The 26,313-nt window shown below is 66.1% G+C and carries 24 protein-coding genes; 10 read left to right on the top strand and 14 right to left on the bottom strand.

All coding sequences use genetic code 11. The annotated features are described in order from the left end of the window. The 3 genes from PVW46_RS22970 to PVW46_RS22960 form a co-directional block, all read right to left on the bottom strand. On the bottom strand, positions 1-851 hold an 851-nt coding region (locus PVW46_RS22970; RefSeq protein ID WP_274577821.1), incomplete at its 3' end, for a branched-chain amino acid ABC transporter permease. Between the two features lie 51 nt (positions 852-902). Next, the gene (locus PVW46_RS22965) at positions 903-2,105 is read right to left on the bottom strand and encodes an amino acid ABC transporter substrate-binding protein (RefSeq protein ID WP_274577819.1); all 1,203 of its coding nucleotides are present in this window, start codon (positions 2,103-2,105) and stop codon (positions 903-905) included. A gap of 16 nt (positions 2,106-2,121) precedes the next feature. Further along, the gene (locus PVW46_RS22960; RefSeq protein WP_338020545.1) at positions 2,122-3,549 is read right to left on the bottom strand and encodes an aldehyde dehydrogenase family protein; all 1,428 of its coding nucleotides are present in this window, start codon (positions 3,547-3,549) and stop codon (positions 2,122-2,124) included. A gap of 121 nt (positions 3,550-3,670) precedes the next feature. On the opposite strand from PVW46_RS22960, the gene PVW46_RS22955 reads away from it, so the two are divergent. Further along, a complete protein-coding gene (locus tag PVW46_RS22955) occupies positions 3,671-4,564 on the top strand; it encodes a helix-turn-helix transcriptional regulator (protein WP_069210758.1) in 894 nt (297 codons plus the stop codon). 10 nt (positions 4,565-4,574) lie between these two features. Here PVW46_RS22955 and PVW46_RS22950 read toward each other — a convergent pair whose 3' ends face one another. From PVW46_RS22950 to PVW46_RS22935, 4 genes are all read right to left on the bottom strand, one after another. Next, entirely contained in the window at positions 4,575-5,078 is a 504-nt protein-coding gene (locus tag PVW46_RS22950; protein WP_232788309.1) for a MarR family winged helix-turn-helix transcriptional regulator, read from the bottom strand. Further along, entirely contained in the window at positions 5,075-5,284 is a 210-nt protein-coding gene (locus PVW46_RS22945) for a DUF2783 domain-containing protein (RefSeq protein WP_069210759.1), read from the bottom strand. Before PVW46_RS22945 ends, PVW46_RS22950 begins: the two co-directional genes overlap by 4 nt. Before the next feature lie 3 nt (positions 5,285-5,287). Beyond that, entirely contained in the window at positions 5,288-6,910 is a 1,623-nt protein-coding gene (locus PVW46_RS22940; protein WP_069210760.1) for an FAD-dependent oxidoreductase, read from the bottom strand. A gap of 89 nt (positions 6,911-6,999) precedes the next feature. After that, positions 7,000-7,950, bottom strand: coding sequence for an MBL fold metallo-hydrolase (locus tag PVW46_RS22935; protein WP_069210761.1), 951 nt, complete (start codon positions 7,948-7,950; stop codon positions 7,000-7,002). 56 nt (positions 7,951-8,006) lie between these two features. On the opposite strand from PVW46_RS22935, the gene PVW46_RS22930 reads away from it, so the two are divergent. Next, positions 8,007-8,570, top strand: a complete 564-nt coding sequence (locus PVW46_RS22930; protein ID WP_069210762.1) for a DUF2585 family protein — start codon at positions 8,007-8,009, stop codon at positions 8,568-8,570. 2 nt (positions 8,571-8,572) lie between these two features. Here PVW46_RS22930 and fahA read toward each other — a convergent pair whose 3' ends face one another. Continuing rightward, positions 8,573-9,838, bottom strand: coding sequence for a fumarylacetoacetase (gene fahA, locus PVW46_RS22925; RefSeq protein WP_069210763.1), 1,266 nt, complete (start codon positions 9,836-9,838; stop codon positions 8,573-8,575). Positions 9,839-10,183: 345 nt separating this feature from the next. Next, positions 10,184-11,536, bottom strand: a complete 1,353-nt coding sequence (gene hmgA / locus PVW46_RS22920; RefSeq protein ID WP_069210765.1) for a homogentisate 1,2-dioxygenase — start codon at positions 11,534-11,536, stop codon at positions 10,184-10,186. A 148-nt stretch (positions 11,537-11,684) separates the two neighbouring features. On the opposite strand from hmgA, the gene maiA reads away from it, so the two are divergent. After that, positions 11,685-12,302 carry a maleylacetoacetate isomerase gene (gene maiA / locus PVW46_RS22915; RefSeq protein ID WP_043146903.1) on the top strand — a complete coding sequence of 206 codons (618 nt, stop codon included), beginning with the start codon at positions 11,685-11,687 and terminating at the stop codon, positions 12,300-12,302. Between the two features lie 27 nt (positions 12,303-12,329). Here the strand turns inward: maiA and PVW46_RS22910 are convergent, their stop codons facing one another. Continuing rightward, a complete protein-coding gene (locus PVW46_RS22910) occupies positions 12,330-13,685 on the bottom strand; it encodes an aspartate aminotransferase family protein (protein ID WP_069210766.1) in 1,356 nt (451 codons plus the stop codon). Further along, the gene (locus PVW46_RS22905; RefSeq protein ID WP_043146898.1) at positions 13,682-14,500 is read right to left on the bottom strand and encodes an IclR family transcriptional regulator; all 819 of its coding nucleotides are present in this window, start codon (positions 14,498-14,500) and stop codon (positions 13,682-13,684) included. The genes PVW46_RS22910 and PVW46_RS22905 overlap by 4 nt, the downstream gene beginning before the upstream one ends. Positions 14,501-14,628: 128 nt before the next feature. On the opposite strand from PVW46_RS22905, the gene PVW46_RS22900 reads away from it, so the two are divergent. The 6 genes from PVW46_RS22900 (at position 14,629) to PVW46_RS22875 (ending at position 23,765) form a co-directional block, all read left to right on the top strand. Continuing rightward, complete coding sequence (locus PVW46_RS22900; RefSeq protein WP_043146896.1) at positions 14,629-15,567, top strand: tripartite tricarboxylate transporter substrate-binding protein; 939 nt, start codon at positions 14,629-14,631, stop codon at positions 15,565-15,567. A gap of 52 nt (positions 15,568-15,619) precedes the next feature. Then, positions 15,620-16,162: a tripartite tricarboxylate transporter TctB family protein gene (locus PVW46_RS22895; protein WP_069210767.1), complete on the top strand. Its 543-nt coding sequence runs from the start codon at positions 15,620-15,622 to the stop codon at positions 16,160-16,162. 12 nt (positions 16,163-16,174) lie between these two features. Continuing rightward, the gene (locus PVW46_RS22890) at positions 16,175-17,698 is read left to right on the top strand and encodes a tripartite tricarboxylate transporter permease (protein ID WP_052244910.1); all 1,524 of its coding nucleotides are present in this window, start codon (positions 16,175-16,177) and stop codon (positions 17,696-17,698) included. Positions 17,699-17,700: 2 nt separating this feature from the next. Next, the gene (locus PVW46_RS22885; RefSeq protein WP_043146927.1) at positions 17,701-19,188 is read left to right on the top strand and encodes an aldehyde dehydrogenase; all 1,488 of its coding nucleotides are present in this window, start codon (positions 17,701-17,703) and stop codon (positions 19,186-19,188) included. Beyond that, the gene (locus PVW46_RS22880) at positions 19,185-20,420 is read left to right on the top strand and encodes a Tm-1-like ATP-binding domain-containing protein (protein ID WP_069210768.1); all 1,236 of its coding nucleotides are present in this window, start codon (positions 19,185-19,187) and stop codon (positions 20,418-20,420) included. The genes PVW46_RS22885 and PVW46_RS22880 overlap by 4 nt, the downstream gene beginning before the upstream one ends. 81 nt (positions 20,421-20,501) lie before the next feature. Continuing rightward, on the top strand, positions 20,502-23,765 hold the full coding sequence (locus PVW46_RS22875; protein ID WP_069210769.1) for a trypsin-like peptidase domain-containing protein: 3,264 nt from the start codon (positions 20,502-20,504) through the stop codon (positions 23,763-23,765). Between the two features lie 28 nt (positions 23,766-23,793). Here PVW46_RS22875 and PVW46_RS22870 read toward each other — a convergent pair whose 3' ends face one another. The 3 genes from PVW46_RS22870 to PVW46_RS22860 form a co-directional block, all read right to left on the bottom strand. Continuing rightward, on the bottom strand, positions 23,794-23,985 hold the full coding sequence (locus PVW46_RS22870) for a hypothetical protein (RefSeq protein WP_043146888.1): 192 nt from the start codon (positions 23,983-23,985) through the stop codon (positions 23,794-23,796). Between the two features lie 55 nt (positions 23,986-24,040). Then, positions 24,041-24,226, bottom strand: coding sequence for a hypothetical protein (locus PVW46_RS22865; RefSeq protein WP_069210770.1), 186 nt, complete (start codon positions 24,224-24,226; stop codon positions 24,041-24,043). A gap of 127 nt (positions 24,227-24,353) precedes the next feature. After that, the gene (locus PVW46_RS22860; RefSeq protein WP_274577798.1) at positions 24,354-24,818 is read right to left on the bottom strand and encodes a MarR family winged helix-turn-helix transcriptional regulator; all 465 of its coding nucleotides are present in this window, start codon (positions 24,816-24,818) and stop codon (positions 24,354-24,356) included. 172 nt (positions 24,819-24,990) lie between these two features. Here PVW46_RS22860 and PVW46_RS22855 point away from each other — a divergent pair, with 172 nt between their 5' ends. Next, positions 24,991-26,202, top strand: coding sequence for a 3-hydroxybenzoate 6-monooxygenase (locus PVW46_RS22855; protein WP_069210771.1), 1,212 nt, complete (start codon positions 24,991-24,993; stop codon positions 26,200-26,202). The last annotated feature ends 111 nt before the right edge of the window (positions 26,203-26,313 follow it).

Here is a 26,313-nt window from a genome sequence, read left to right as displayed (position 1 = left end):
CCGAACAGGCCCTGCGGGCGGAACAGCAGGATCAGCACGAACAGCAGGTAGGCGGCGGCCAGCGTCAGGCCGGGGTCGATCACCGTGGCCACGAAGGTTTCCAGCAGGCCCAGCATCAGCGCCGCGACGATGGTGCCGCGCACGTCGCCGACGCCGCCCATGATGACGATGACCAGCGCCTTGAGCGTGAAGAGAACGCCAGTCGAGGCATCCAGCGTCAGGAAGGTCGAGATCAGCGATCCGCCCACCGCCGTCACGGCGCCGCCGAGCGCAAAGGCCAGCGCCGAGAGGCGCGGCACGTCGATCCCCACCAGCCGCGCGCTGTCGGGCGCGACGGCAATGGCCCGGATCGACATGCCCGCGCGCGACCGGTTGAGCCAGAGCCACAGCCCGCCGCAGATCAGGACGGCGGCGATGGCGGCGGTGAGCCGGTTCAGTGCAAAGGTATCGCCAAGGATCTGCACCGGGCGGGCGAGGTAGGAATAGCTGAAATAATCGCCGCCAAAGACCGCCAGCATGAGCCCGACCGCGACAAAGGACAGCCCGAAGGTGGTCAGGATTGCGTCGACCTCCAGCTGGCCGCGCGATTTCGCGCGCCGCACCAGCGGGCGCAGCATGACCACGTAGATCAGCCAGTTGAGCGCAAAGGCCAGCGGCGCCACGATGAAGATGGTCAGCAGCGGGCTGACCTGGCCCGCGGTGTAGAACCAGAAGGCGGCAAAGCCGCCCGCGACCAGGAACTCGCCATTGGCGAGGTTCATGATCCGCGCGATGCCGTATTGCAGGTTCAGCCCCATCGCGATCAGCGCATAGGTGCCGCCCAGAAGAAGCCCGGTAATCAGGATGTCCATGTCGTGTCCGTGCCGCTCCGGCCCCGGGGTTTGCCCGGGGCCGGGAATGGCTTACTCCCAGCCGGTCTTGGGCATGGCCGCCACGGCGCCGTCACGGCCCGTCGAGGCGGCGCCCTTGAACACGCCGCCCTGCCACTGACCCACGGTCCAGTATTTCGCATTGGCGTTGTTCTCGTCCCAGTCGATGGGGCCGATGATCGTGTCAAAGCTGTTGGCGGCGATGTATTCGGCCACCTTCTCGCGGTCCGTGGTGCCCGCGCCCTCGATCGCCATCTGCAGGATCTGGAACGAGGCATAGGTGGGGGCCGAGGCCCAGAAATCCGGCGCCTGGCCGGTCACTTCCATGTGGCGCGCGGCATATTCCTTGAAGGCGTCGCCATCCGCATGGATGCCGCCCGCGCCCAGAACGCCCTCTGCCGATGCGCCAAAGCGGCCCGCGTAGGCCGGAAAGGCGGTCGCGACGGCGGTGTAGAAGGCCTTGGGGGCCAGTCCGGCGATCTTGGCCTGTTCGGTCAGGCCGAAGGTGTCGGGCGGATAGGAAAAGGCGACAAAGGCGTCCGGCTCGGCCGCCTTGGCGCCCTTGATCACCGGCGACAGGTCCTGCGTGCCCAGCGGGTAGGAATTGTCATAGACGATCTCGAACCCGGCCTCGGCCATCCTGGGGCGCGCGGCCTCTGCCAGTTCGATGCCAAATGCGTCGGCGACATTGACCATCGCCACGGTGCTGCCGATCTCGCCCGCTTCGCGCATGTCGCTCAGCACCTCGACCACGCCGCCCGCGAGGCCGGTGGCACCGCCCAGCAGGAAATACATGTCGGGAAACTTGTTCGACAGATCCTCGATCTGGTCCGAGATCGCGGTATGCGTGATCATCGGGTAGCCGTAGCGCTGAAAGATCGGCGCCGAAGCGATGTTGAGACCTGTGGAATAGGGGGCAAGGACGAAATCCGCCTTGTCCTGGGTGGCCAGGCGCTGCACCGCCTTGATGGTCTCGCCCGGGTTGGTCTGGTCGTCGTACTCGATGATTTCGACCATGTACTTGGTGCCGCCCACGTCGATCCCGCCGGCGGCGTTCACGTCATGCGCCCAAAGCTGGACGTTCGGCCAGAAGCTGACCTCTGCGCCGCCGGCCAGCGGCCCGGTCTTGGGACCGACCGCGCCGATTTTCAGCGTGTCCTGCGCCAGCGCGGTGCCGGCCAACCCGGTGGCCAGCGTCAGCGCCGCCACGGTTCCCAGTATCGTTCTGCGATTCATCTTGGTCTCCTCCCGGTTATGTTTTTCCGCCGCCGTTCACGGCGATCCATTGGCATTCCGTGAATTCGCGCAGCGCCTCGGTGCCGCCGAACCGGCCATAGCCCGAGGCCTTGACCCCGCCAAAGGGCATGGTCGGATCGTCGTGTACGGTCGACCCGTTGACCTGGCCGATGCCGACCTCGATCCGCGCCAGCATGTCCAGTGCGGCGCCGGTGTCGGCGGTAAAGACCGAGGCGACGAGGCCGAAGTCCGTGTCGTTGGCCAGCGCCAGCGCCTCGTCCCGGTCGCCGACGCGGACCACGCCCGCCACTGGGCCAAAGGCCTCTTCGGAATAGAGGCGCATCCCCGGCGCCACGTGATCCAGGATCGTCGGCTGGATGCTGCCCGCCGAAAGCTCGCCGCCCGTGACCAGCGTGGCGCCCTTTGCCTGGGCATCCTCGACCAGCGCACCGATGCGCACTGCGGCGGCGGGATTGATGAGCGTGCCCAGTGGCGTTTTGCCGGGGTGAAAGCGCAGGGTCTCGGCCTCGGTCCGGAAGCGTTCGACAAAGGCATCGGCCACGCTGTACTCGACCAGGATCCGTTCGGTCGACATGCAGATCTGGCCCTGGTTGAAGAAACTGCCATGCGCTGCGGCGCGGGCGGCGGCCTCCAGGTCGGCATCGGCCAGCACGATCATCGTCCCTTTGCCCGACAGTTCCAGCAGGCAGGGTTTGAGATGGCGCGCGGCGGCCACGGCGATCTCGCGTCCGACACGGGTGGAGCCGGTAAAGTTGATGCGCCGCACGGCGGGATGGGCGATCAGCGTCTCGACGACCTCCTCGGCATGGTCGGGCGCATTGGTGATGTAGTTCAGGACACCGTCGGGCAGCCCGGCGAGGTTGATGACCTCGGCCACCCATTCATGCGTTTTTGGGCACAGTTCCGACCCCTTGAGAACCACGGTATTGCCACAGGCCAGCGGCGCGGCCAGCGCGCGGACGGCCAGCGCCACCGCCGCGTTCCAGGGCGCGATCCCCAGCACGACACCGGCAGGACGGCGGCGCAGGATGTTGTCGCCCTCGCGTTGCGGGCCGCTGTCCAGCGCCTTGGCCAGGTCGCGCGTCTGGCGCAGCATCGAGGCCGCGATCCCGGCGTTGAACCGCACCCAGTCGGGCGAAGAGCCGACCTCGTTGCAGGCAATTGCCACGACCTCGTCGGCGCGGGCCTCCAGCATGTCGGCGGCACGGGTCAGGATTGCGACGCGGTCTGCGGCGGGGGTGGCGGCCCATCCGACAAAGGCGCCGGCGGCGGCCGCCGCCGCCTCGCGGGCCTCTGCCGCGCGTCCGGCCGCGGCGCGGGTGATCACCGCGTCCGAGACGGGGCCGCGCCGTTCAAAGGCCGCTCCGGCGCCCGGTGCCACGGATCGCCCGTTGATTATGAACTGCGCTTCGTACAGCTGCACCTCCCCTTGCAAGCCGGACGTTTCGGGCCAGTAGCTGCCCGTCTTGCTCAGGAAATCGCCTTTCGATGCTTGGAGTAAATGACGGTTTGAGGCAAACTGCTATCGTTTCGTGGGAAAAGTTATGCGTTCTGACCCTCATTCCACCGCCGGATCGGTGCGCGCTGGGACGTTCAGCGGATCGTTGCAGCCGCGCGTCGTGGGCCTGGCCGAGAGCCTGACGGGGCCGTCCTGGCTGGCCTTCCTGCTGGAGGCGGGCAGCGCGCGCCTGTCCGGCGAAGAGCCGGCCATCTCCGCCCCGGCGCTCGTCTGGCGGCCCTGGATGCGCGATGCGCGGGCGGTCTTTCAGGCGGGCGCAGCGGGCACCTACGTGCTGCTTGGGCCAACGGCGCTGGCCAATGCGGTCGGACACATGCCGGAAACCCGGGAGTTGCGCGAGATGGCGGATCGTCCGGTCACGGCCCCGCTGCCGCGCGAGGGCGCTTCGTTCGATGCCATGCGCGCCGCCTTTCGCGGTCTCAGCCGGGATCTTGAGTCGGGGGCGGCGGCGGCCCATGCGGTTGTCGGCGCCTACCTTCGGGTGATCCTGATCGAGGTCTACCGGGCGGGACGGTCCCAGCAGCCGGGCCAGGGCGGTGGCTCGCCCGGGCACCGGGTCTTTGCCGATTACGGCGCCCTGGTCGAGGCGCATTTCCGCGACCGCTGGACGGTCGAGGACTATGCCGCCGCCCTGGGCGTATCGCGGGACAGGCTGGGCGACATCTGCCGCCGGGTGCGGGGCATCGGCCCGAAGGCGCTGATCGACCGGCGCGTGGCGCTGGAGGCGCGGTTGCAGCTGGAAAACTCGTCGAATTCGATCCAGCAGGTTGCGGGCCTGTTGGGCTTTGCCTCGGCGGCGCAGTTCAACCGCTTTTTCTGCCGGATGGTGGGGCGCCCGCCGGGCGCCTACCGCGCGGCCTATCGGGCCGGGGCGCAGGCCGGCGTCTCGCAGGGCGGGCGGCCTTTCGAATGGCCATGACAGGCGCCCATCAGGACGAAGGCAGGAGCCGGTCCGCCATCGCCTCTGTCAGGGCCGCAAGCCCGCGTTCCAGCGCGGCGCGGTCCTCTGTGGACATGGCGCGCAGGATCTCGTCAGAGCGTGCCTCGACCTGGGGCAGCACCTCGTCGAACAGGGCGCGGCCCTTGTCGGTGCAGGCATAAAGACGCAGCCGCCGGTCGTCCGGCGCGATGGCGCGGGTGATCAGCCCCTTGTCTTCCAGCCGTTGCGAGGCGCGGCTGACCTGGACCTTGTCCAGCGTCGACCGGCGGCCAAGCTCCAGCGATGTCACCTCGTCCTCGCCGACGAGCAGGTACAAGAGCCGCCATTCCTCGCGGCTGAGACCGAACCGGCGCCCGTAGACCTCGACCAGGTTGCGAGAGAACCCTTCGGCGGCGACCGCGAGGCGATAGGGGAAAAAGCCCTCCAACTCGGTTCCCGGGACGGGCGCGGCGTTGGCCGCCGCGCTCTGCCGGTCTGCCGCCGCGCCTGTCACGCCGCGGCCCCCTCCGGGGCCTTTGCCGCGGCTTGCAGGGCAGCTGTCAGGGTCTCGGTATTCCCGACCTGGTTGGCCAGGATCAGGATCAGGCGGGCGTTCAGTGCCGCACTTTCGTCATCCGACAACCCGTCATGCGCGGCGATCAGCGCGGCATAGAAATCGTCGGGACGGTCGAGGTTGGGGGTCAGGATCAGGTCGGCCATGTCTCACTCCAGTCCGATGGCGCGGCGCAGGGCGGCGCGGATGGCGGTTTCGTCAAAGCTGTCCCAGCGCGCGGCGACATGCTGGTCGGGGCGGATCAGGTAGACGCCGGACCCGGCCTCTCCCAGGTAACGCTCTGCCAGCGCGCCGCTGGTGTCGTCGCCAGCCGAAAGGGCGAGGCGCGTGATGGGCACGCCAGCCTCTTCCAGCGTCTCGGGCGCCTCGGCGTCGATGGTCAACAAGGTGAACACCCCGCCGAGGCGGTCCAGCAGGAAGCCGTCCTTGAGCGGCGCATCGGGGCAGGGGCTGCCCACCCGCGTGCGTGCGGGGCCACCGGGCAGGGCATCGGGGCCGTTCAGCGGCCCACCATCGTAGACGCAGGGCACCGACAGCCGGCCCGAGTTCACCAATGGACGGGCAAATTCATATTGCTCGGCCAGGTCCAGAACAGCGTTGCGGAACATGTGGCTGACCCTGGACTTGGGCGTGATGAAATCGGTGGAGCGGGTGGAGTTCAGGATGTTCTCGTCCGCGCCGTGCACGCGTTCCACGTCGTAGCTGTCCAGCAGGCTTTCGGGCGCCTTGCCGCCGATGACCATCCCCAGTTTCCAGCCCAGGTTGTCGACGTCCTGCATGCCGCTGTTCGCCCCGCGCGCCCCGAAGGGCGAAACCTGGTGCGCCGCGTCGCCCGCGAACAGCACCCGGCCGTGGCGGAATTTCTTCATCCGGCGGCACTGGAAGGTATAGATCGAGGTCCAGACGATCTCGTATTCGACATCGCCCAACATGGCGTCCAGTCGGGCACGCACGTTTTCCTCTTGCAGCTCTTTCTTGCGATCCACGTCCCAGCCGATCTGGAAGTCGACCCGCCAGACGCCATCGGGCTGCTTGTGCAAGAGGGTGGAGGCGCCGGACTTGAAGTAGGGTTCGAACCAGAACCATCGTTCGGTCGGGAAATCGTCGTTCGCCATCTTGATGTCGGCGATCAGGAAACTGTCCTCGAAGACGCGGCCTTCGAAATCCAGCCCCATCATGCCACGCAGCGGAGAGGAGGCGCCGTCGCAGCCGATCAGCCAGTCGGCCTCGATGGTATAGGGGCCGTCGGGGGTCGTGATCTCCAGCGTGACGTGATCGTTATGCACGGTGACATTGTCGACCCGGTTCTTGCCGCGCAGCTCGATCGGGGCACCCGCCGCCTGCGCCTCGCGGACGCGTTCGACGATGAAGCGTTCGAAATAGGGCTGTTGCAGGTTGATGAAGGCGGGGAATTTGTGGCCTTCCTCGGGCAGGAGGTTGAACTCGAACACCTTGCGGTCGTCGTGGAACACCTTGCCCAGGTTCCAGACCACGCCCTTGTCCAGCATCGGCTGGCCGCATCCGTAGCGGTCGGCGATTTCCAGGCAGCGCTTGGCGAAACAGATCGCGCGGCTTCCCATGCCGATGCCCTCGTGATCGTCCAGAACGACGACCGGGATGCCCTGCAGGCCAAGGTCCAGCGCCGTGGCGACCCCGATGGGACCGCCACCCATGACAACGACCGGGTGCCGGACAGGCGTTTCGGCATCCTGGTCGGTGGAGCGTTCGTAGGGGTAGAGCTTGAAGGCGAGTTGATAGCGGTCATGGATCATGTCGGTTCCTCCTTGTCCGACGGCGATGGGTCGACGACCCATCCTACGCAGTGTGGGCGAGAGGGCGCGCGAGGCGCGCCCGTTGCCGTTCAGCCTTGCAGGCTTGCCCACATTTCCTTGTCCCGCTGCGCTGTCCAGACGCGGGGCGTGTCGATGCCGCGGGCCTCGTCATAGGCGCGGGCGACGTTGAACGGCAGGCAGTGTTCGTAGATCGCGTAGTCCTTGAACTTGGGGTCGCATTCGGCGCGCACCGCGTCCCATGCCTCTTTCAAAGTGCCACCACGGCCCACGACCTTTTCCACCGGCTTGTAGGTCGAACGGACGAAATCCTCGGTCGCGGCGATCGCTTTGGCGACCATCTCCGGCCCGACCAGCGCGTCGCCCCGGCCCGGGGCAATCGCCTGCGGTTCAAACGCGGCGATATTGGCCAGGGTCTCGCCCCAGTCGTTGAAATGGCCATCGCCGCAGTAGCAGGCCGAGTGGTATTCGACGATGTCGCCGGTGAACATGACCTCTTGATCCGGCACCCAGATCACCGCGTCACCGGCGGTATGGGCGCGGCCCAGGTGCATGATGTCGACGCGGCGGTTGCCCAGGTAGACGGTCATCGAGTCCGAGAAAGTGGTGGTGGGCCAGGTCAGGCCGGGGATTTCCTCGTGCCCCTGGAAGAGGCGGGGGAAGCGGTCGAACTCGCTGTCCCAGTCTTCCTGCCCGCGTTCGGCCACCATCGCGCGGGCCACGTCGGACATGATGATTTCCCGCGCGCCATAGGCCGAGGCGCCCAGCACGCGGACCGCGTGGTAGTGGGTCAGCACGAGGTGGGAAATCGGCTTGTCGGTGACTTCGCGGACGTGGTCGATCACCTTGCGGGCCAGGCGCGGGGTGGCCTGCGCCTCGACGATCATCACGCTGTCGTCCCCGATGATGACGCCGGTGTTGGGATCGCCCTCGGCGGTGAAGGCATAGAGCCCCTCGCCGACCTGCGTGAACGAGGTCTTTTTCTCTTCCATGTCTCCGGCGGATGCAAAGGCCTTGGTCATTGGTTCCCTCTCATGTCTCTGGACGCCCTCGCGTCTTTGTGATTCCATCGCGGGTCATGAGCAACGCCCAGCGACCCGTCCTGATTTTCCTGATCGTGACCGCCCTTATGGCGGTCACGCTGTTCCTGATGGGGCGCGATCCGATCTGCCCCTGCGGCTACGTCTCTTTCTGGACCGGCCCGGGCGCCCCGCCGCGCGAGGGCAGCCAGCACCTCTTCGATCTCTATTCGCCCAGCCACCTGATCCACGGTCTGGTCTTCTACGGTGTCCTGGCGCTGGTCGCCCGGCGCCTCAGCGTGAACCTGCGGCTGGGGATCGCGCTGGTGGTCGAGGCCGGCTGGGAGATCCTCGAGAACACGCCGATGGTGATTGAACGCTATCGAGCGGTAACGGTGTCCTTCGACTACAACGGCGACAGCATCATCAACTCCGTCTTCGACGTGATCGCGATGGTCGTGGGGTTCTACCTTGCCCGCTGGATCCCGATCTGGGTCAGCGTTGCCGTGGCCCTGGGGTTCGAGGCGCTGACCATCGCGCTGATCCGCGATGGCCTGGCCCTGAACATCCTCATGCTGTTCTGGCCCACCGAGGCGGTGCTCCAGTGGCAGCAGGGTGGCTGACATCAGCCCCGGCCCCCGTAAGGATCGTCGAGCGCCGGCAGCACCTTGCCGGTGCACTCCCCGAACCCGATGCGATAACCGTCCCCCTGGGCGGCGCCGCGCAGGGTCAGCGTATCGCCATCTTCCAGGAAGCTGCGGGTTTCGCCGGTATCCAGTGTGACCGGCTCCTTGCCGCCCCAGGCCAGTTCCAGCAGCGCGCCGCGTGCGCCCTTGTCCGGGCCGGAAATCGTGCCGGAGCCCAGCAGGTCCCCCACGGACATGGGGCAGCCCGACGTCGTGTGATGGGCCAGTTGCTGCGCCGACGAATAGTACATCTCGCGATAGTTGGTCCGGGCGATGACCGTTTCGGGTTTGCCCTCGGGCGCAAGGCCCACCTCCAGCTGGATGTCATAAAGCATCGGGCCGGGTTCGCGCAGGTAGGGCAGCAAGTCACGTTCACGCGCGGGGGTGGAAACCCGGAAAGGCTCCAGCGCCGCCTTCGGCACGATCCAGGGGCTGATCGTGGTGGCCGTGGCCTTGGCCTGGAAGGGGCCAAGCGGCTGGTATTCCCAGGCCTGGATGTCGCGCGCCGACCAGTCGTTCAGCAGCACGTAGCCAAAGATCATCTCGTCGGCTTCGCCCACCGTCACCGGCCCTTCGGAGTCCTGGCCGACGATGGCGCCCATCTCCAGTTCCAGGTCGAACCGTTTGCAGGGGGCAAAGACCGGCAGCTCGGCGTCCGGCGCCTTGAGCTGGCCCCAGGGGCGACGCACGTCGGTGCCCGACACCACGACCGAAGAGGCGCGACCGTTGTAGCCGATGGGGATCGACAGCCAGTTCGGCGGCAGCGCGTTTTCCGCGCCCCGAAACATGGTGCCCACGTTGGTGGCATGGTTCTTCGAGGCGTAGAAATCGGTATATTCGCTGACCGCGAAGGGCATCAGCATTTTCGCGTCCGCCTGTGGGACAAGGTAGGCGGCCAGCCCCTCGGCATCCGGGGCGCCTTCGGCCAGCATCTCGGTCACGGTTTCGCGGAACGCGGCCCAGGCGGCGGGGCCAAGGGCCATGAATTCCGTCCAGTCACCGAAGAAAAAGACCTCCTCCTCGGCATCGAGCGAGAGCAGGCCCTCGGCCTCGAGCGCGGTGATGTCGAGGATCATCTCGCCGATGGCGATGCCGCAATGGGCCTCGCCGTCCGCGGCGCGGAAGCTGCCGCAGGGCAGGTTGTTGAGCGGGAAATCCGTGTCGGGGGAGTTGGCTGACTCCACCCAGGAGCGTTTCAGGGGCATGTGTCGTCCTGTCTTTCAGTGCGTCTTTCAGCGATGTTTCTTGTTTCCAGAAGAAGACGTGGGGCGCATCGTGTGGAATTGTCCGCCGGGACTATCCGCAGTCCACGCCACCACAGTCAGCCCCGGTGTCATGTCTTGTGGCGATGGCCGGGGCAGCGACGTTTGCACCGCTGATCGTGGTGTCCTTGCTCCGACCTCGGCGGCGGTCTTCTCGATGCCCGGCCCACCCGACCAGCAGCAGCAGGCAGAAAAAGGGACCGAAGTCCAAAAAGAACACGATTTCGCCGGTCGTCATGGGGACTCCAGTTCGAGCTCGAAACGCAGGTGAGCGCGCGTAAAGCAAGCTTACTTCTTACCCGGCGTGCCGTCGAATTTCTTTTCCAGGCTGTCCCAGCAGTCGATGTAATCGTCCTGCAGCGGCGCCTCTTTCCCGGCGAACTGGGTGAGGTGCTGCGGGAAGCGGGTCTCGAACATGAAGGACATGGTGTTGTCCAGCTTCTCGGGCCCGAGGTTGGAATTCGACGCGCCCTCAAAGGCGTTCCGGTCCGGTCCGTGCGGCAGCATCATGTTGTGCAGGCTCATGCCGCCGGGGACAAAGCCCTGCGGCTTGGCGTCGTACTGGCCGTAGATGTTGCCCATCAGCTCGGACATGATGTTCTTGTGGTACCAGGGCGGGCGGAAGGTGTTTTCCGCCACCATCCAGCGTTCGCGGAACAGCACGAAGTCGATGTTGGCCGTCCCCGGCACGCCCGAGGGCGCGGTCAGCACGGTAAAGATCGACGGGTCCGGGTGGTCGAAGAGGATCGCGCCCACCGGGCAGTAGGTCCGCAGGTCGTACTTGTAGGGGGCGTAGTTGCCATGCCAGGCGACCACGTCCAGCGGGCTTTGCGGGATCTTGGTTTCGTGGAACTGGCCACACCATTTCACGGTCAGGGTCGAGGGCACCTCGCGGTCTTCAAAGGCGGCCACGGGCGCCTTGAAATCGCGCGGGTTGGCCATGCAGTTCGCGCCGATCGGTCCACGGCCGGGCAGCTCGAACTTCTGGCCGTAGTTCTCGCAGACGAAGCCGCGACAGGGCCCTTCGAGCACCTCGACGCGATAGACCAGCCCGCGCGGGATGATGGCGATTTCCTTTGGCTCGATGTCAATGATGCCCAGCTCGGTGGCAAAGCGCAGCTTGCCTTCCTGCGGGACAACCAGCAACTCGCTGTCGGCGGAGAAGAAATAGGCGTCCTGCATCGACTCTGTGGCCAGGTAGATGTGGCTGGCCATGCCGACCTGCGTGTTCACGTCGCCGGCGGTGGTCATGGTGCGCATGCCGGTCAGCCAGGTCAGGCCGTCCTGCGTCGGCACCGGGTCCCAACGGTACTGGCCCAGGCTGATGACGTCCGGATCGACGTTCGGCGCGCTCTTCCAGTAGGGCAGGTCGATCTTGGTGTAGCGGGCCGAATGCTTGACCGAGGGGCGGATACGATAAGTCCATGTCCGCTCGGGCGGGTTGGCGGTAAAGGCGGTGCCGGAGAGCTGTTCGCCGTAAAGGCCGTAGTTGCATTTCTGCGGGCTGTTCATGCCCTGCGGCAGCGCGTCGGGCAGCGCCTCTGTCTCGAAGTCGTTGGCCCAGCCGGGCATGTAGCCTTCGTGCGTGCCGGTCGTGCCGGTGGCGCGGATCATGCCTTGCGGCAGTTCGTGACGGGTCATGTCGTACCTCCCTGGTGCGGTGAGAGCCGGATTCGGTCTTGCCGCCAATATTTGTTGCAACTGCAATGATGTCAAGTTAATCGTTGCGAATGATACCAATCTGGCGGAGCCTTGTCGCGGTTCCTGATCCCTTGAGGGAGATTTTCACATGATCCGACTGTTCGATTACTGGCGTTCGACGGCCAGCTACCGGGTGCGTATTGCGCTGGGCCTTGCCGGGCTGGAGTGGGAGAGCGTGCCGGTCAACCTTGTCGACGGGGCGCAGCGCGGGGATGAGCACCTTGAGCGGAACCCGCAGGGCCTGGTGCCTGTGCTGGAAATCGACGGGCTGCGGTTGACGCAATCGCTTGCCATCGTGGAATACCTCGACGAAACGCGGGGACTGGGTCTCTTGCCCGAAGACGCGGCAGGTCGTGCCCGTGTGCGTGGGCTGGCACAGGCGATCGCGATGGAGATCCACGCAGTCTGCAACTTGCGCGTTGCGAAACATGCGGTGGCCCATTCCGATGGCGGGATCACGATGGAAAGCTGGATGCAGGCCTTCATCGGGCCGGGTCTGGCAGCGGTGGAAGAGATGCTGGACGGGGGCGATACCTGTTTTGGCAAGGAAGTCACGCTGGCCGACGTCTGCCTGATCCCGCAACTGTACAATGCCCACCGCTGGGGCGTGGCCCTGGATGGCTTGTCAAAGATACGGCGGGTGGAGGCGGCGCTGGCTGACCACCCGGCTTTTGCCGCCGCCCATCCGGACCGCGTGGCGCAATAGGGGGCGCAGGGGCGCCCCCGTCGCAAGTCACCCCTGCGCTGACAGGCCCGCATCCAGGGCCGAGAGGATCGTGTTCACATGCGCCTCGGTCAGGACCAGCGGGGGCGACAGGATGATGTTCGGCCCCGAGACGCGCAGCATGGCGCCGTTTTCATAGGCGACGCGGTGCACTGCGCCGATGGTCTTCTTGTCGATGGGGGCCTTGGTGGACCGGTCCGAGACCAGTTCCACCGCGCACATCAGCCCGTGTCCGCCGCGTACGTCACCCACCAGCGCGTGTTTCTCCTTCAGCGCCTTGAGGCCTTCCCAGAGCTGCGCACCGCGGGCGGCGGCGTTGTCCTTGACCTGCAGGCGCTCTGTTTCTTTCAGGCAGGCGATGGCCGCCGCCGCGCCGACCGGATGCCCGGAATAGGTATAGCCCGATCCGATGGCCGCCTTGCCGCTAGTGTCGTTTTCAAAGACCTCGGCCACGGCGCCGGAGATCATGACGGCGCCGAAGGGGAAATAGCCGTTGGTGATCGCCTTGGCGGTGCACATCATGTCCGGCTGCACGCCCCAATGGCGCGAGCCTGACCAGCTTCCGGTTCGGCCGAAGGCGGTGATGACCTCGTCCGCGATCAGCAGGATGCCGTGTTTCGAACAGATCTCGCGCACGCCGGGCATGAAGCTTTCATGTGGCGGGATCACCCCGCCGGCGCCAAGGATCGGCTCCATGATCATGGCGGCGATGGTTTCGGCGCCCTGGAAGGCGATTTCGTCCTCCAGCGCCGACAGGCAGAGCTGCGCCAGCTTTTCCGGATCGGTCTCGCCGAACGGATTGCGATAGGGGTAGGGCGCCGGGATGTGATAACAGCCGGGCATCAGCGGTTCGTACTGGGTGCGGAAGTTGGCGTTGCCATTGACGCTGGCGCCCAGGGTATGTGTGCCGTGATAGCCCTTTTTCAACGAGAGGTATTTCACCCGCCCGCCCTCGCCGCGCACCTTGTGGTATTGCCGCGCCAGCCGCAGGGCGATTTCCACGCTGTCCGACCCGCCCGAGGTGAAAAAGGCGCGCGTCAGCCCGTCCGGCTCGAAGAAATCGCGCAACATCAGGCTCAGTTCGATCACCGCGTCATTCGTGGTGCCACGGAAGATCGAGTAATAGGGCAGGCGGTCCAGCTGTTCTGAGATGGCCTTTTTGACCGGTTCGCAGGAATAGCCCAGGTTGACGTTCCAGAGGCCGCCGACGGCATCCACCATGCGGTGTCCGTCCACATCCGTGATCTCGACCCCGTCGCCGCCGGTGATGATGTCCGGCGGATTGGCCAGGCTGTCGGCAGGATGCGCCATCGGGTGCCAGAGGTGGCGGGCGTTGTTCTCGGTCAGAAAGTTCGAATCCTTCATGTCAGTCCTCGTTGGTCTGTGAGTGTCGGGGCGGGGGCATTGGCCCAGAGCGCCGCGGTCTCGCGCGGCAGGGTGCCCCCGGTGGAAACGGTTGCCTGTCGGATCGCGCCGCGCAGGGCGGTGCGGATCTCGTCGATCTTGGCCCGCTTGGCGCGGACGGCGGGCACCGCGACGGACATGGCGCCGATGGGGATGCCCTCGGGGCCGAACAGTGGCCCTCCGACCGAACAGACCTCGCTGTCGAAGGCCTGGTCGAGGTTGCACAGCCCGTCCTGCCGCACGTCCGCCAGGACAGAGCGCAGGAAGGACGGGTCCGTCAGGGTCAGATCGGTATAGGCCGGCAGCGGACGGCCCAGCACATGCTCTGCCAGTGCGGGGGGCGAGAAGGCCAGCAGGGCCAGCCCGGATGAGGTCGCGTGCAGCGGCAGCATCTCGGCCTCGTCAAAATGCACCTGCGTGCCGTGGATCATCGGGTCGGCGTGGTAAACCGGGGACAGCATCTCGCCCTGCAAGAGCGAACAATGGCAGAGCTCGCCTACCTGGTGCGCCAGCGTATCGACGATGGGGCGCAGGATCCGGCGCACCGGGTGCGTCGCCTCGCGTACGGCGGTCAGGCGCAGGATCGCGGGGCCAAGCCGGTAGGCGCGAGACTGTGGATGCTGTTCGACGAATCCGTTTTCCTCCAGTTCGGTCAGGTGCCGATGCACTGTCGCCTTGTCGCGTCCCGACAGGCGCGCGAATTCCATCAGCCCGATCTCGGGCTTCGTGCGCGAGAAAAGGTTCAGCAGTTCAAGGGCTTTGGTGATCGTTCCCATCGCTTTCCGGCGGCCTTTCGAAACGGGGTCACGGTGTCGATGAAAGAAATGTTGACAGAGTTTCATTGCAATGGCAACAATAAATGCACCAGTGGTTCGAATAATGAACCAATCCACAGGAGGATGGTATGAAAACGTTTCTCAAGGCAGGTGTCGCCGCGCTGGCACTGGCCCTCCCGCTGGCCGCGCAGGCCGAGTATCCCGAAAAGCCCGTCGAATTCGTTGTGCCCTGGCCTCCGGGCGATCTTGAGGATGTGCTGACCCGGATGATCGCTGAGCAGTTCCAGGAGACCTACGGCGTGCCCGCGGCGGTGGTGAACAAGCCCGGCGGCGGCGGCGGACCCTTCCCCGGCGCGGCAGAGGTGGCCGGCGCCGATCCGGACGGCTACACCGTCGGCTCCTTCGTCATCGGTGTGCCGCTGGTGGGACCGGAAACCGGCATCCCGGCGCTGAACCCCAACCCGTTCGAGCCGGTAGGCATTTTCCTGACCTATCCCTTCGTCATCGCGGCCTCGGGCGACGCGCCTTATTCCACGATGGAGGAACTGGCCGACTACGCGCAGGACAATGACGTGGCGCTGGGCCACTTCGGGTCCTTCCTGATCCCGACGCAGGTGACCTTTGCCCTGTCGCAGGAAATGGGGTTCGACTACGCCGCCGAGGCGGCCTTTGACGCGCTGGACTGCAACACCCTGGCCTCGGGCGACGTGGACGTGATCAACACCACGCTGCAACTGATCAAGCCCTGCCTCGACGACCTGAACGTGCTGGCCTCGATCGGGGCCGAACGCACCGCGCTGACGCCAGACTCGCGTACGGTCGGAGAAATTGCGCCTTCGCTGGACATCTCTTTGTGGAACGGGCTTTTCGTCCACAAGGACACGCCCGCCGATGTGCGCGAGAAGATCGCAGCAGTCGCGGCAGAGGTCGTGATGTCCGACGCCGCGCAAAAGCTGGCCTCCGAGACCGGCGCGCTGATCTACTGGCAGGACGCCGAAGCGGCGACGGCGCAGATCGAAAAGGATGCCGTGACGCTGGGCACCGTGGCCGAGCTGATCGGCGACTGATCCTGACGGGCGTCCCCACGGTGGGGACGCCCTTTTCACATGGAGGGGCAGGATGCGCCGGTTCCAGACATTCCAGGACCTGTTCAAACGCTACCGGCGGCCCGGGGACCTGGTCTTTGCCAGCCTGTTCTGCCTGTTCGCGGTCTTTCTGCTGGTGATGCTGCCCTACGAGACGCAGTGGGTGAAGCGGACCAAGCTGTTTGCCCAGCCTGCCTTCTGGCCGGCGGTGTCGGTGGGTGCAATGGCGCTGTTTGGCGTTCTGCACCTGCTGGGCGCCCTGGCGTCCGAGCGTATCCCGGGCCGCGGAGCCGAGGTTCTGGCCTGGCTGAAATCGGTCGAATACGCGCTGTGGTTCATGGCCTATGTCGCCGTGGTGCCGATTGTCGGCTACCTCGCCGGCTCGATCCTCTTTGCCTGTGTGTTGGCCTGGCGGCTGGGCTATCGGTCGGCGCGTTGGCTGCTCACGGCCGCGGGATTTGCCGTTGTGGTCGTCGTGGTCTTCAAAGGCCTCCTGCAGGTCAAGATCCCGGCGGGACTGGTCTATGAACTGCTGCCTTCGGGTGCCCTGCGCACCTTCCTCATGACCTATCTCTGAAAGGGGCCAAGAATGGACGCTTTGCTGTCCGGACTCGACATGCTGGCGCGTTTCGACGTGGCGCTGGCGCTGCTCATCGGCTCTATCGGCGGGGTCATCATCGGGGCCATTCCCGGCGTTGGCCCGCCGGTGGCCATCGCAATCCTGCTGCCGGCCACCTTCTCGCTGGACCCGTTGGTTGGGCTGGTCATGCTGCTGGGTATTTACGGCTCGTCGATGTTCGGTGGTGCGCTACCCGCGATCCTGATCAACACGCCCGGCACGGCGGTCAACGCGCTGACAACCTATGACGGACACCCGATGACCGAACGGGGCGAGGCGCTGCGGGCGCTTGGCCTCGCCTATGGTGCCTCTTTCGTCTCCGGCATTCTGTCGATCATCGCGCTGATCCTCTTTGCGCCTTTCCTGGCCAAGATCGCCCCGATGTTCGGATCGCGCGAGATCTTCCTTGCCGCACTTCTGGGCATCGTTCTGGTGATCCTGGCCCACCGGGGCCAGACCTTTGCCGCCGGGATGCTGGCTGCCTTCGGGATCTTTCTCGGCACCGTGGGGTTGGAGCCGGTGAAATACACCCAGCGCTACACCTTCGGGCAGGACTGGCTGGTGGGCGGTTTCGACCTGATCGTGGTGGTGCTGGGACTGTTTGCCCTGTCACAGGCGTTTCAGCTGCTCAGCGGAGAGGACAGCGCGCCGGATGCGCAGCCCATCAAGGGCTCGATGCTCCGCGCCATTGGCGAGGTTTTCCGATTCAAGCGGCTTGCGGCGGTCGGGTCGGGGTTCGGTGTGCTGATGGGCATGATCCCCGGCGTGGGCGAGTTCACGGCACAGTTCCTCAGCTATACCTACGCGCAGAAGACATCGAAGAAACCAGAGGATTTCGGCAAGGGCTCACCCGAGGGGCTGGTGGCCTCGGAGGCGGCGAACAACGCCGTCCCTGCTGCCGCGATGATCCCGCTCTTGGCGCTGGGCATCCCGGGCGAGGCGCTGACCGCGATGATGCTCTCGGTCTTTTACGTCCACAACGTGACACCGGGGCCGGGGCTGTTCCAGAACCAGCTGGATTTCGTCTACGCGCTGTATATCGCGATGATCCTGCTGAACGTGATCGTCGTCGTCTTCATGTGTTTCTCGTCCAACCTGCTGCTGCGGATCATCCGCATTCCGACACGGTTCCTGGGCCTGACGATCCTGATCCTCAGCTTTGTCGGGGTCTATTCCCTGCGCAACTCCATGACCGATTGCGCGATTGCTGCGGGCTTCGGCCTGTTCGGTCTGATCCTGAAGCGGCAGAACCTGCCCGTGGTGCCGATCATCCTCGGGATGGTTCTGGGCGGCATCATGGAGGTCAAGCTGCGCAGCGCCATGGCGCGGGTCAAGACGCCGCTGGATTTTGTCGACCGGCCCATCGCCGCCTTCATCGCCTTCGCCATCGTCGCGCTGATCGTCCTGCACATCTGGGGCGTGGTGCGCGAACGGCGGGCGGGACTGAAGGAATTCGAACACGATCACGACATGCACGACACGCAAGGAAACTGAGAATGCTGGATCTTTCGCGGATCGAAGAGCTGCGCCACGCCGATGTGCCGCCCGCCCGCCACCTGATTGACGGCAGCTTTGTGCCTGCTTCCGACGGGGGCGAGATGGAGGTGATCTCTCCGTTGGACGGCACACGGCTGACGGTCATGGCACGGGGTACGGTCGCGGACGCCGAGGCCGCCGTGGCGGCGGCCCGGCGCGCCTTTGACGACGGGCGTTGGGCGGACATGGCGCCGGCGGCGCGCAAGGCGGTGTTGCTGAAGTGGGCCGCGTTGATCGAGGATAATGCACTGGACCTGGCAGTGCTGGGCGTGCGCGACAACGGCACCGAGATCGGCATGGCATTGAAGGCGGAACCGCTCTCGGCCGCCCAGACCATCCGCTATTACGCCGAGGCCATCGACAAGCTTTACGGAGAGATCGCGCCGACCGCGCCAGGTTCGCTTGGACTTGTCCACCGCGAACCTGCGGGTGTCGTGGGCGCGATTGTTCCCTGGAACTTTCCGCTGATGATCGGCGCCTGGAAGCTGGGCCCGGCCCTGGCGGCGGGCTGTTCGGTGGTGCTGAAACCGGCGGAAACCGCCTCGCTGAGCCTTCTCCGGATTGCCGAACTGGCGATGGAGGCGGGTCTGCCCGCAGGTGTCCTGAACGTGGTGACGGGCGAAGGGGCCGTTGTCGGCGCGTCCATTGCCGAGTCGATGGATGTGGACGTCCTGGTCTTTACCGGCTCGGGCGCGACCGGGCGCCGCCTGCTGGAGGCTTCGGCCCGGTCCAACCTGAAACGCGTCTACCTGGAGCTTGGAGGCAAGTCGCCCAACATCGTCTTTGCCGATGCGCCGGACATGGACGAGGCGGTCAAGGTTTCGGCCAACGGCATCTTCCGCAACGCGGGGCAGGTCTGTGTCGCGGGCTCCCGCCTGCTGGTCGAGAGGTCGATCCACGACGCGTTCGTGGCTCGTCTGACCGAGTTCGTCCAAGGCATGAAGGTCGGCGACCCGCTGGACCCGTCGACAGCGGCGGGCGCGGTCAACAGCCTGCGGCAGCTGGAACAGAACCTCGGCTTTGTCGCCGAGGCCCGCGCGGCCGGACGCGACATCCGCACTGGCGGGGCGCGCATCCTTGAGGAGACCGGCGGTTACTTCATGCAGCCAACCATCGTGACCGGGGTCGATCCCTCGGACCGGCTGGCCCGCGAAGAGGTGTTCGGCCCGGTGCTGGCAGTGATCCCCTTCGACACCGAGGATGAGGCGGTGGCGATCGCCAATGGCACCGACTTTGGATTGGCGGCGGCCGTCTGGACCGCGAACCTGAGCCGGGCGCACCGGATGATCCGGCAGATCAAGGCCGGGGTGGTCCATGTCAACACCTACGGTGGGTCCGACCTGACCGTGCCGCTGGGCGGCGTGAAACAGTCCGGCAACGGGCACGACAAGTCCCTGCACGCCTTCGACAAGTACCTCGACCTCAAGACAGCGTGGATCAAGCTATGAGCGACCGGACCATCCTGATCGTCGGCACCTATGACACCAAGGACGACGAGCTGAATTACCTCGCCGAAGTGATCCGGGGGCAGGGCGGCGGCGTCATGACGATGGATGTCAGCGTGCTGGGCGATCCCTCGGCCCCTTGCGACATTTCCAAACATGCGGTCGCCGAGGCAGGCGGGCATTCCATCCAGGAAGCCATCGATGGTGGGGACGAGAACCTTGCCATGCAGATCATGGCCAAGGGATCGGCCCTGCTGGCGGCGCGACTGCAGGCCGAGGGCCGCATCGACGGGGTGATCGTGCTGGGCGGGACGATGGGCACGGACCTGGCGCTGGATCTCTGTTCGGCGCTGCCGCTGGGGGTGCCGAAATACATCGTCTCGACGGTCTCCTTCTCGCCGCTGATCCCGCCCGAACGCTTGCCAGCGGACGTGCAGATGATCCTCTGGGCCGGTGGGCTCTACGGGTTGAACTCGGTTTGCAAGGCCTCGCTTAGCCAGGCGGCGGGCGCCGTGCTGGGCGCCGCGCGGGCGGTGGAGCGGCCCGACCGGACGCGCCCGCTGATCGGCATGACCAGTTTCGGCAAGACGGTGCTGCGCTACATGGTGGCGCTGAAACCGGCGCTGGAGGAGCGCGGCTTCGAGGTGGCGGTGTTCCACGCGACCGGCATGGGCGGGCGCGCGTTCGAGAGCCTTGCTGCCGAGGGTGCCTTTGCCGCCGTGATGGATTTTGCACCGCAGGAGGTGGGCAATCACCTGATGGGCTCGACCATCAGCGCGGGCGCCGACCGGATGACCAACGCGGGCCGCAGTGGCACGCCTCAGATCGTGTCCATCGGCTGCTACGACCTCGTGGATTTCGTTGGTTGGCAGGACGCTCCGGTCAAGCTGGCGGGGCAGGAACAGCATGCCCACAACCGCCTGCTGTCATCGGTCATGATGACCGCTGACCAGCGGCGCGAGATGGCGCAAACGATCTGCGGCAAGCTGGCAGGGGCCGACGGACCGGTGGTGCTGATCCTGCCGTTGCAGGGGGGAAACGAATGGGACCGGCCCGGCGGACCGTTGAGCGATCCCGAGGGGCTAGAGGCCTTTATCGCCGAAATCCGCGCGCAGTGTCCCGCCAATGTGCAACTGGTCGAGCTGGACGCGCACATCAATGACCCCGCCTTTGCGGAAAAGGCGCTGGAGGTGTTCGATGGCTGGCAGGCGGGGGGAGCCTTGCGCAGAGCCTGACGCGCTGGGTCGACCGGGGTCACGCTTTCCTCTACCGTCCTGTTCCAGAGGTTGGTTCAGGGCATTGAGAGGAGCAGGCGCATGTCGCAACTCCGGCGGCTTTGGGATGCGGGTCTGGTTTTTGCGGCGGCGGTTGCCCTTGGTGGCACCGCAGTGGCGCAGGGGCTGCCGCTGTTCGACGGAGCGGATTTCGATCGCCTTGTGATGCAGGTGCCCGAGCGGGGCCGCGACCGGATCGAGGCCACGGGCGCCAAACCGATCATCCGCTACACCGCGCCCACCGCAATCCGACGCGCCGGGCAGGCCGTGGGTCAGCTCCGGGTCATGGTAGAGACCGAGGGCGGTCCGGCGGTCGTTGCCTGCACGGGTGTCCTGATTGCGGAAAACCTCGTGCTGACGGCCTTTCGCTGTGTGCCGGGCGTGCTGGCCGAGCCAGACCTGGCCGCGCGCGGGCCAAAGCGGATCACGCGCGTCGAATTCGTCGCAGGCTTTGACGCGCCACGGGTCGAGGAGCAGGGGCAGCGGGTCGCACTCGATCCCGAGCCATTGGAGGCGAATCCGGACCTTGGGTTTGTCGTGCTGCGGGCGGATGGTCTCTTGGGGGCAGAGGACGCGGTTCTGGCGCTCGATCCGCCGGTTCCGTCAGCGGGGATGCCGCTGGCGATTGTCGGTCACCCATTCGGAACGTCGAAACAGGTGGTTCGTGAGGGCTGTTCCCTGCGTGGGGCCGTCACCGATGGCGGTCGGCTGACCCATGGGTGCGCGGCCTTGCCCGGAAATGCCGGGGCACCGGTGCTGGACGGCGCAGGCCGGATGATCGGTCTGCACCTGCAGGAAGAGCCTCGGGCGACCGGTGGGCGTGGTGTCACGATTGCGGCCATGCTGGACGCCTCCGCTTTCCTGCGGGCGGTCGCTGCGGGCGAGGATTGTGCGGGAGAGGCGGCCCTGCGCTGCGGACGCAGCACCACTGCCGACCCCAGGCCAGTTGCCCCCGAAGCGGCAAAGCCCGCATCGGTTGCCACGCCTGTTCCGGAACCTGCCGCGCCGCCCGATGCCGAGATCGTGGAACCTGACGAAGAAGCCGAAGACCCGGTCGATGTCTTTCCGGTGGGCGTCGGCGCGGATGGTCCGGCGGTCTACGGTGTTGCGCTGCCTTACCTGCCGCCAGGCACGGGGATCGAACTGTTGACCGGCCCGCTGGGCGATCTGGACGGCTCCGGTGGATTGTTGGCGGCAGGTCAGGGAATTGCAGCGACACTCACCGACATTGGCAGAGGGCAATCGGCGCTGTCGCTTTGGCGGCTGGACGACGGCGCCTTGCAAGCCCGGAGGTTCCTGCCGCAGGGCGTCCGCGCGCTCGCGCTCAGCCGGGATGGCGGGAAGCTCGCTTTGGCGCGGGAGGGCGAGGTCGAGGTCATGGACCTGCCGCTGACGGAGGTCACGGGGCGCATCGCCACCGAGGGTGCCGAGGGGGTTACACACATGGCGCTGTCCACGGATGGCTCACGGGTGGCAACGGTGCAGGGCGATGCGGTCTCGCTCTGGCAGGCGTCGGACGGGGCGCGCCTGTGGGCCACGACGGCAGAGGACGGACCTGTTGGGGCGGTGGCCTTCAACGCAGAGGGGGACATCCTGGCGCTGGCGGGCGCCAAGGGTGTCAGCCTGCACCGGGTGGCGGATGGATCGGTCTTGCAGCGTATGCCGACCGAGACACCTGTCGACGGGCTGGCTTTCCTTCCCGACGGTGATCTGGCGTCCGGTCACGCCGAAGGGCGTGGGTACCGCTGGAACGTCTCCACAGGGCAGGTGATGGGGCGGATCGGTGGCGAAGGAAGAGAGACCCTGTTGGGGCCGGTCGGCCTGGGTGGTCTGGCGATGCAGGCTCGCGATGGTGGCACGGTTCGGATCTACGGGCCGGACGGCTCTGTCCGGATGGTCCTTTCCGGTCGGCGGTTCAGCGGCGCGGTGCTGGAGCCGGGCGGTGCAAGGCTGTTTGGCCATGTGGCCGAACCGCAGGCCGCTGCCGTGTTGGCAGACCTGGCAACCGGGCAGCTCCTGCGCGAGGCGCCTCGGCAGGCCGACGCGATCACGACGCTGGCCTTCAGCCCCGACAGTACCCGCCTGGCACTGGGCGGATCGGCCGGCGTCCCCTTGCAGGTCTGGGCCTGGGAGGACGGGCAGGTGACCTATCGTGTGGACGAGGCGCAAGGGCCTGCCGCGCTGGCGTGGCAACCGCATGGCGCAGGACTGGCTGTGCAGGGCGCGCAAGACCAGCCCCTGCGGCTGCTGGATTTCGGAGGAGAGACCCGGTCTGCCCTCCTGCCCGGAGATGTGCGCGTTTTGAGGTTCGACCCGACGGGGGCCTACCTTGCACGGAGCGATTCCCGAGGCCAGATGAAACTGTTGGACGCGGCGACCGGCGAGGTGCTGCGCGATATCGAAGGGGACGACGCCGCTTTTTCGCGCGATGGCCGGGTCCTGGCCGTGGCCCGAAACAGGCCGAAACCGGAGATTGCCCTGATCGACCTGGAGACCGGTGAACACGGTCAGATCCTTCAGATGCCGTTTTCCCGGGTCGGTCCGCTGGGTTTTCGGGGCGCATCGCAAGAGGTGGTGGCGGTGGTACAGGGCCGGGGCGTTACGGCGCGCTGGATGCTTGCCTTGTGGAACGCCGAGGATGGCACCTTGATCCGCCGCTTTGGCCAGTTGGACAACCCTCCGCACGCGATGGCCGTCAGCCCTGACGGACGCTTTGTCGCCGTCGCAGAAGAAGCCAGCCCCGAGGTCCTGATTTGGGACATGTCGGTGGGGCGTTTCCTGTGGCGGCTGCAGACCGGCAGCGCCGAGGTTCGGGCGCTGGATTTTGCCCCGGACGGCCTGCGGATTGCGGCGGCGCTGGCGCCGGGGGGCGTGGTGCTGTGGGACATGATCAATGGCCAGGTCAAGGGGCGGTTGGCGGTCTACCCGGATGGGACGGCGGCGCAGGTGGGGGCGACACTGTTCCTGTCCAGCCCCGCCATGCTGGACCGCGTCGCGGTGCGCCTGCCCGACGGAACCTTCTTGCCTGTGCGCCAGGTGCTGCTGGAGGGGTTGCCCGATTTCGTGCCTGCCGATTTGCCGCTGGCGGAACAGGTGCAGGTCTTGCTGGGGCGCCTGCGCGAAGGCGACGAGGATGCGCACCTATTGCTGGTCGACGGGCGAGCGCTGGCCTTTGATCTGGAATTCCGCAAGGAGATACAGCGCCAGCTCAAGGCCGGAGAGTTCTACGCCGGTCCCATCGATGGTGACATCGGCCGTGGCAGTCGCCGGGCGCTGCAACTGTTCGCGACGGGGGCCGAGGACTAGGAAAGGGGTGAAACGTCTGCCCCTTGCGTCAGGCCCCCGCATCCGGTCCCTCTCGGGAAAGGTTTCGTCTGGCTGGAAAGAGAAGGCGCCCTGTCAGTTCCGACCGGGCCACCCGGCGCACCTGTTCGGCCCTGCGCAGGATCGCGGCATCCTGTTGCCAATCGGCAAAGGCACCGGTGTCATGCAGCAGGGCCATGACTTCATCATAGAGATCGTCCATCTGTGGCCCCCGGGGTGATGCCCTTCAAGGCTGGCCGGTCCAGGTGAAGACCGGGTTAAAACGGACGGATGGGGGCGGGGGCCTGCGCCTCGGCAAAGCCGTGCGCCGCTGCCAGTGGCATGGCCGAGCCGCGCAGTTCCTGCGCCAGGGCGCGCAGGGATTTCGCTGTCTCGAAAAAGCCTTGCGCCTCACAATCGGTGGCCGACTGGATTGCGCGTTCGATGAGATCTTCGGGGTACATGTTTTTGCTTCCTTACCGCTCGATTTTTTTCATCAAAATGACATCTTCCTCTTAATGAGGCGTTAATCTGGATGACATTGCGGTTAAGCGGATGCGAAAAACCGCCGGTTTCCGGCTGTGCGGCGGGTCAGTCCCCCGGCGTCGCCTTGCGGGCCAGCTCCAGGAAGACACGGTGTTCCGCCTCGGTGAGGCCCGGCAGGATGTCGGCCTGCAAGGCGGTGATCACGGGCAGCGCGCGCCGGAACATCTCTGCCCCCTCCGGCGTCAATGTCACCTCCCGGGCGCGGCGGTCGCGCCGGGACACCTGCCGCCTGACCCAGCCTTTCTGTTCCAGCCGGTCGATGACGCCGCCGATGGTGGCGCGGTCATAGGCGATGCGCGCGCCGATGGTGGCCTGGTCGATGCCGGGTTCGTCATGCACCGCTTTCATTGCCGCGAACTGCACCGGCGTCAGCTCCAGCCCGGCGGCGCGGGTGCGGGTGTGAAAGACATTGGTCGAGGCCTGGTGCAAGCGGCGGATCAGGTGCCCGGCCAGGGACTCCAGCGGCAGGTCTTCCGCTTCCTCTCGATCCGGTGTGCCTGCATCCATCATTCCGGTCCCCTTGGGTGCCTTTCGCTGATTTTGTAAGTGTACGGATCTTTTTCTTGACGCGCAATGCTCCGTATGCAAATCATATGTCTACATATCAGTTGCCCGAGTCAGGGGAATGATAGGGGCGGGATCCGGCCTTGGGCCGACCTGCGGAGGAGAGAGGACCAGAGCCATGAGTGATCTTCCCATCATCATCGCCGGCGGCGGCATCGGCGGCCTGGCGGCTGCCTGTGGGCTGGCCCGCAAGGGACAGCGCAGCATCGTCGTTGAGCAGGCGCCGCAACTGGGCGAGATCGGTGCCGGCATCCAGATCGGCCCCAACGCCTTTCACTGTTTCGATTACCTCGGTGTCGGGGACGAGGCGCGCAGCAAGGCCGTTTACATCGACGCGCTGCGCCTGATGGACGCCCAGACCGCCGAGGACATCACCCGCATCCCGTTGGATGAGCCGTTCCGCAAGTTCTACGGCAACCCCTACGCCGTGGTGCACCGGGCCGACCTGCATGGCGTCCTGCTGAAATACTGCGAGGACAGCCCGCTGATCGACCTGCGCACGGATCACAAGGTGCTGGGCTATGAACAGGACGGCAGCAGCGTCACCCTGCTGCTGGACGGGCGCGCCCCCATAAAGGGGCGTTTCCTGATCGGCGCCGAGGGGCTGCGCTCTCCGATCCGGTCGCAGATGATCGGCGATGGCGAACCGCGCATTTCCGGCCACACCACCTACCGCAGCGTCATCCCGACCGAGCAGATGCCCGAGGACCTGCGCTGGAACGCGGCGACGCTCTGGGCCGGGCCCAAGTGCCATATCGTGCACTACCCGCTGAAAGGCTGGAAGGTTTTCAACCTTGTCGTGACCTATCACCGCGACGTGCGGGAGGCGATCGCCGGCAAGCCCGTCAGCAAGGAAGAGGTCGCGCAGGGGTTCGAACACATTCACCCCAAGGCGCGGCAGGTGATCGAGCATGGCGACAACTGGAAACTCTGGGTCCTCTGCGATCGTGACCCGATTTCCAACTGGGTGGACGGACGCGTGGCGCTTCTGGGCGATGCGGCGCACCCGATGCTGCAATATTTTGCCCAGGGCGCCTGCATGGCGATGGAGGACGCGGTGGCGCTCTCCCATTGCATCGAGCATTTCGGTGAGGACACCGAGGACGCGCTGCAGCGCTACCAGGAGATGCGCAAGGTCCGCACCGCGCGCGTCCAGATGAACTCGCGCCTGATCGGCGAATACATCTACCACCCCGGCGACGCACAGGCCGCGGTCCGCAATTCCGTCATGCGCTCGATGAGCGCGGACGACTGGTACAACCAGCTGAACTGGCTTTACGGCTCGAACGGGCTGGACACGGGCGCGGCGACATCCGCCGCCGCCGAATGACTTGAGGAAGGATCACTTCATGGGCTTTGTCTTTGAACCCGCCGTCACCCCCAGCGTCGCCGTTGCAGGCAGCGGGGACCGTATTCCGGTGCGGCGCATCTTCTGCATCGG

This window comes from Mameliella sp. AT18, assembly GCF_028807275.1.
GTDB lineage: Bacteria > Pseudomonadota > Alphaproteobacteria > Rhodobacterales > Rhodobacteraceae > Antarctobacter > Antarctobacter albus.
The sequence above is the reverse complement of the archived record's forward strand: the minus strand, read 5'-3'. Positions and strand labels throughout refer to the sequence as shown.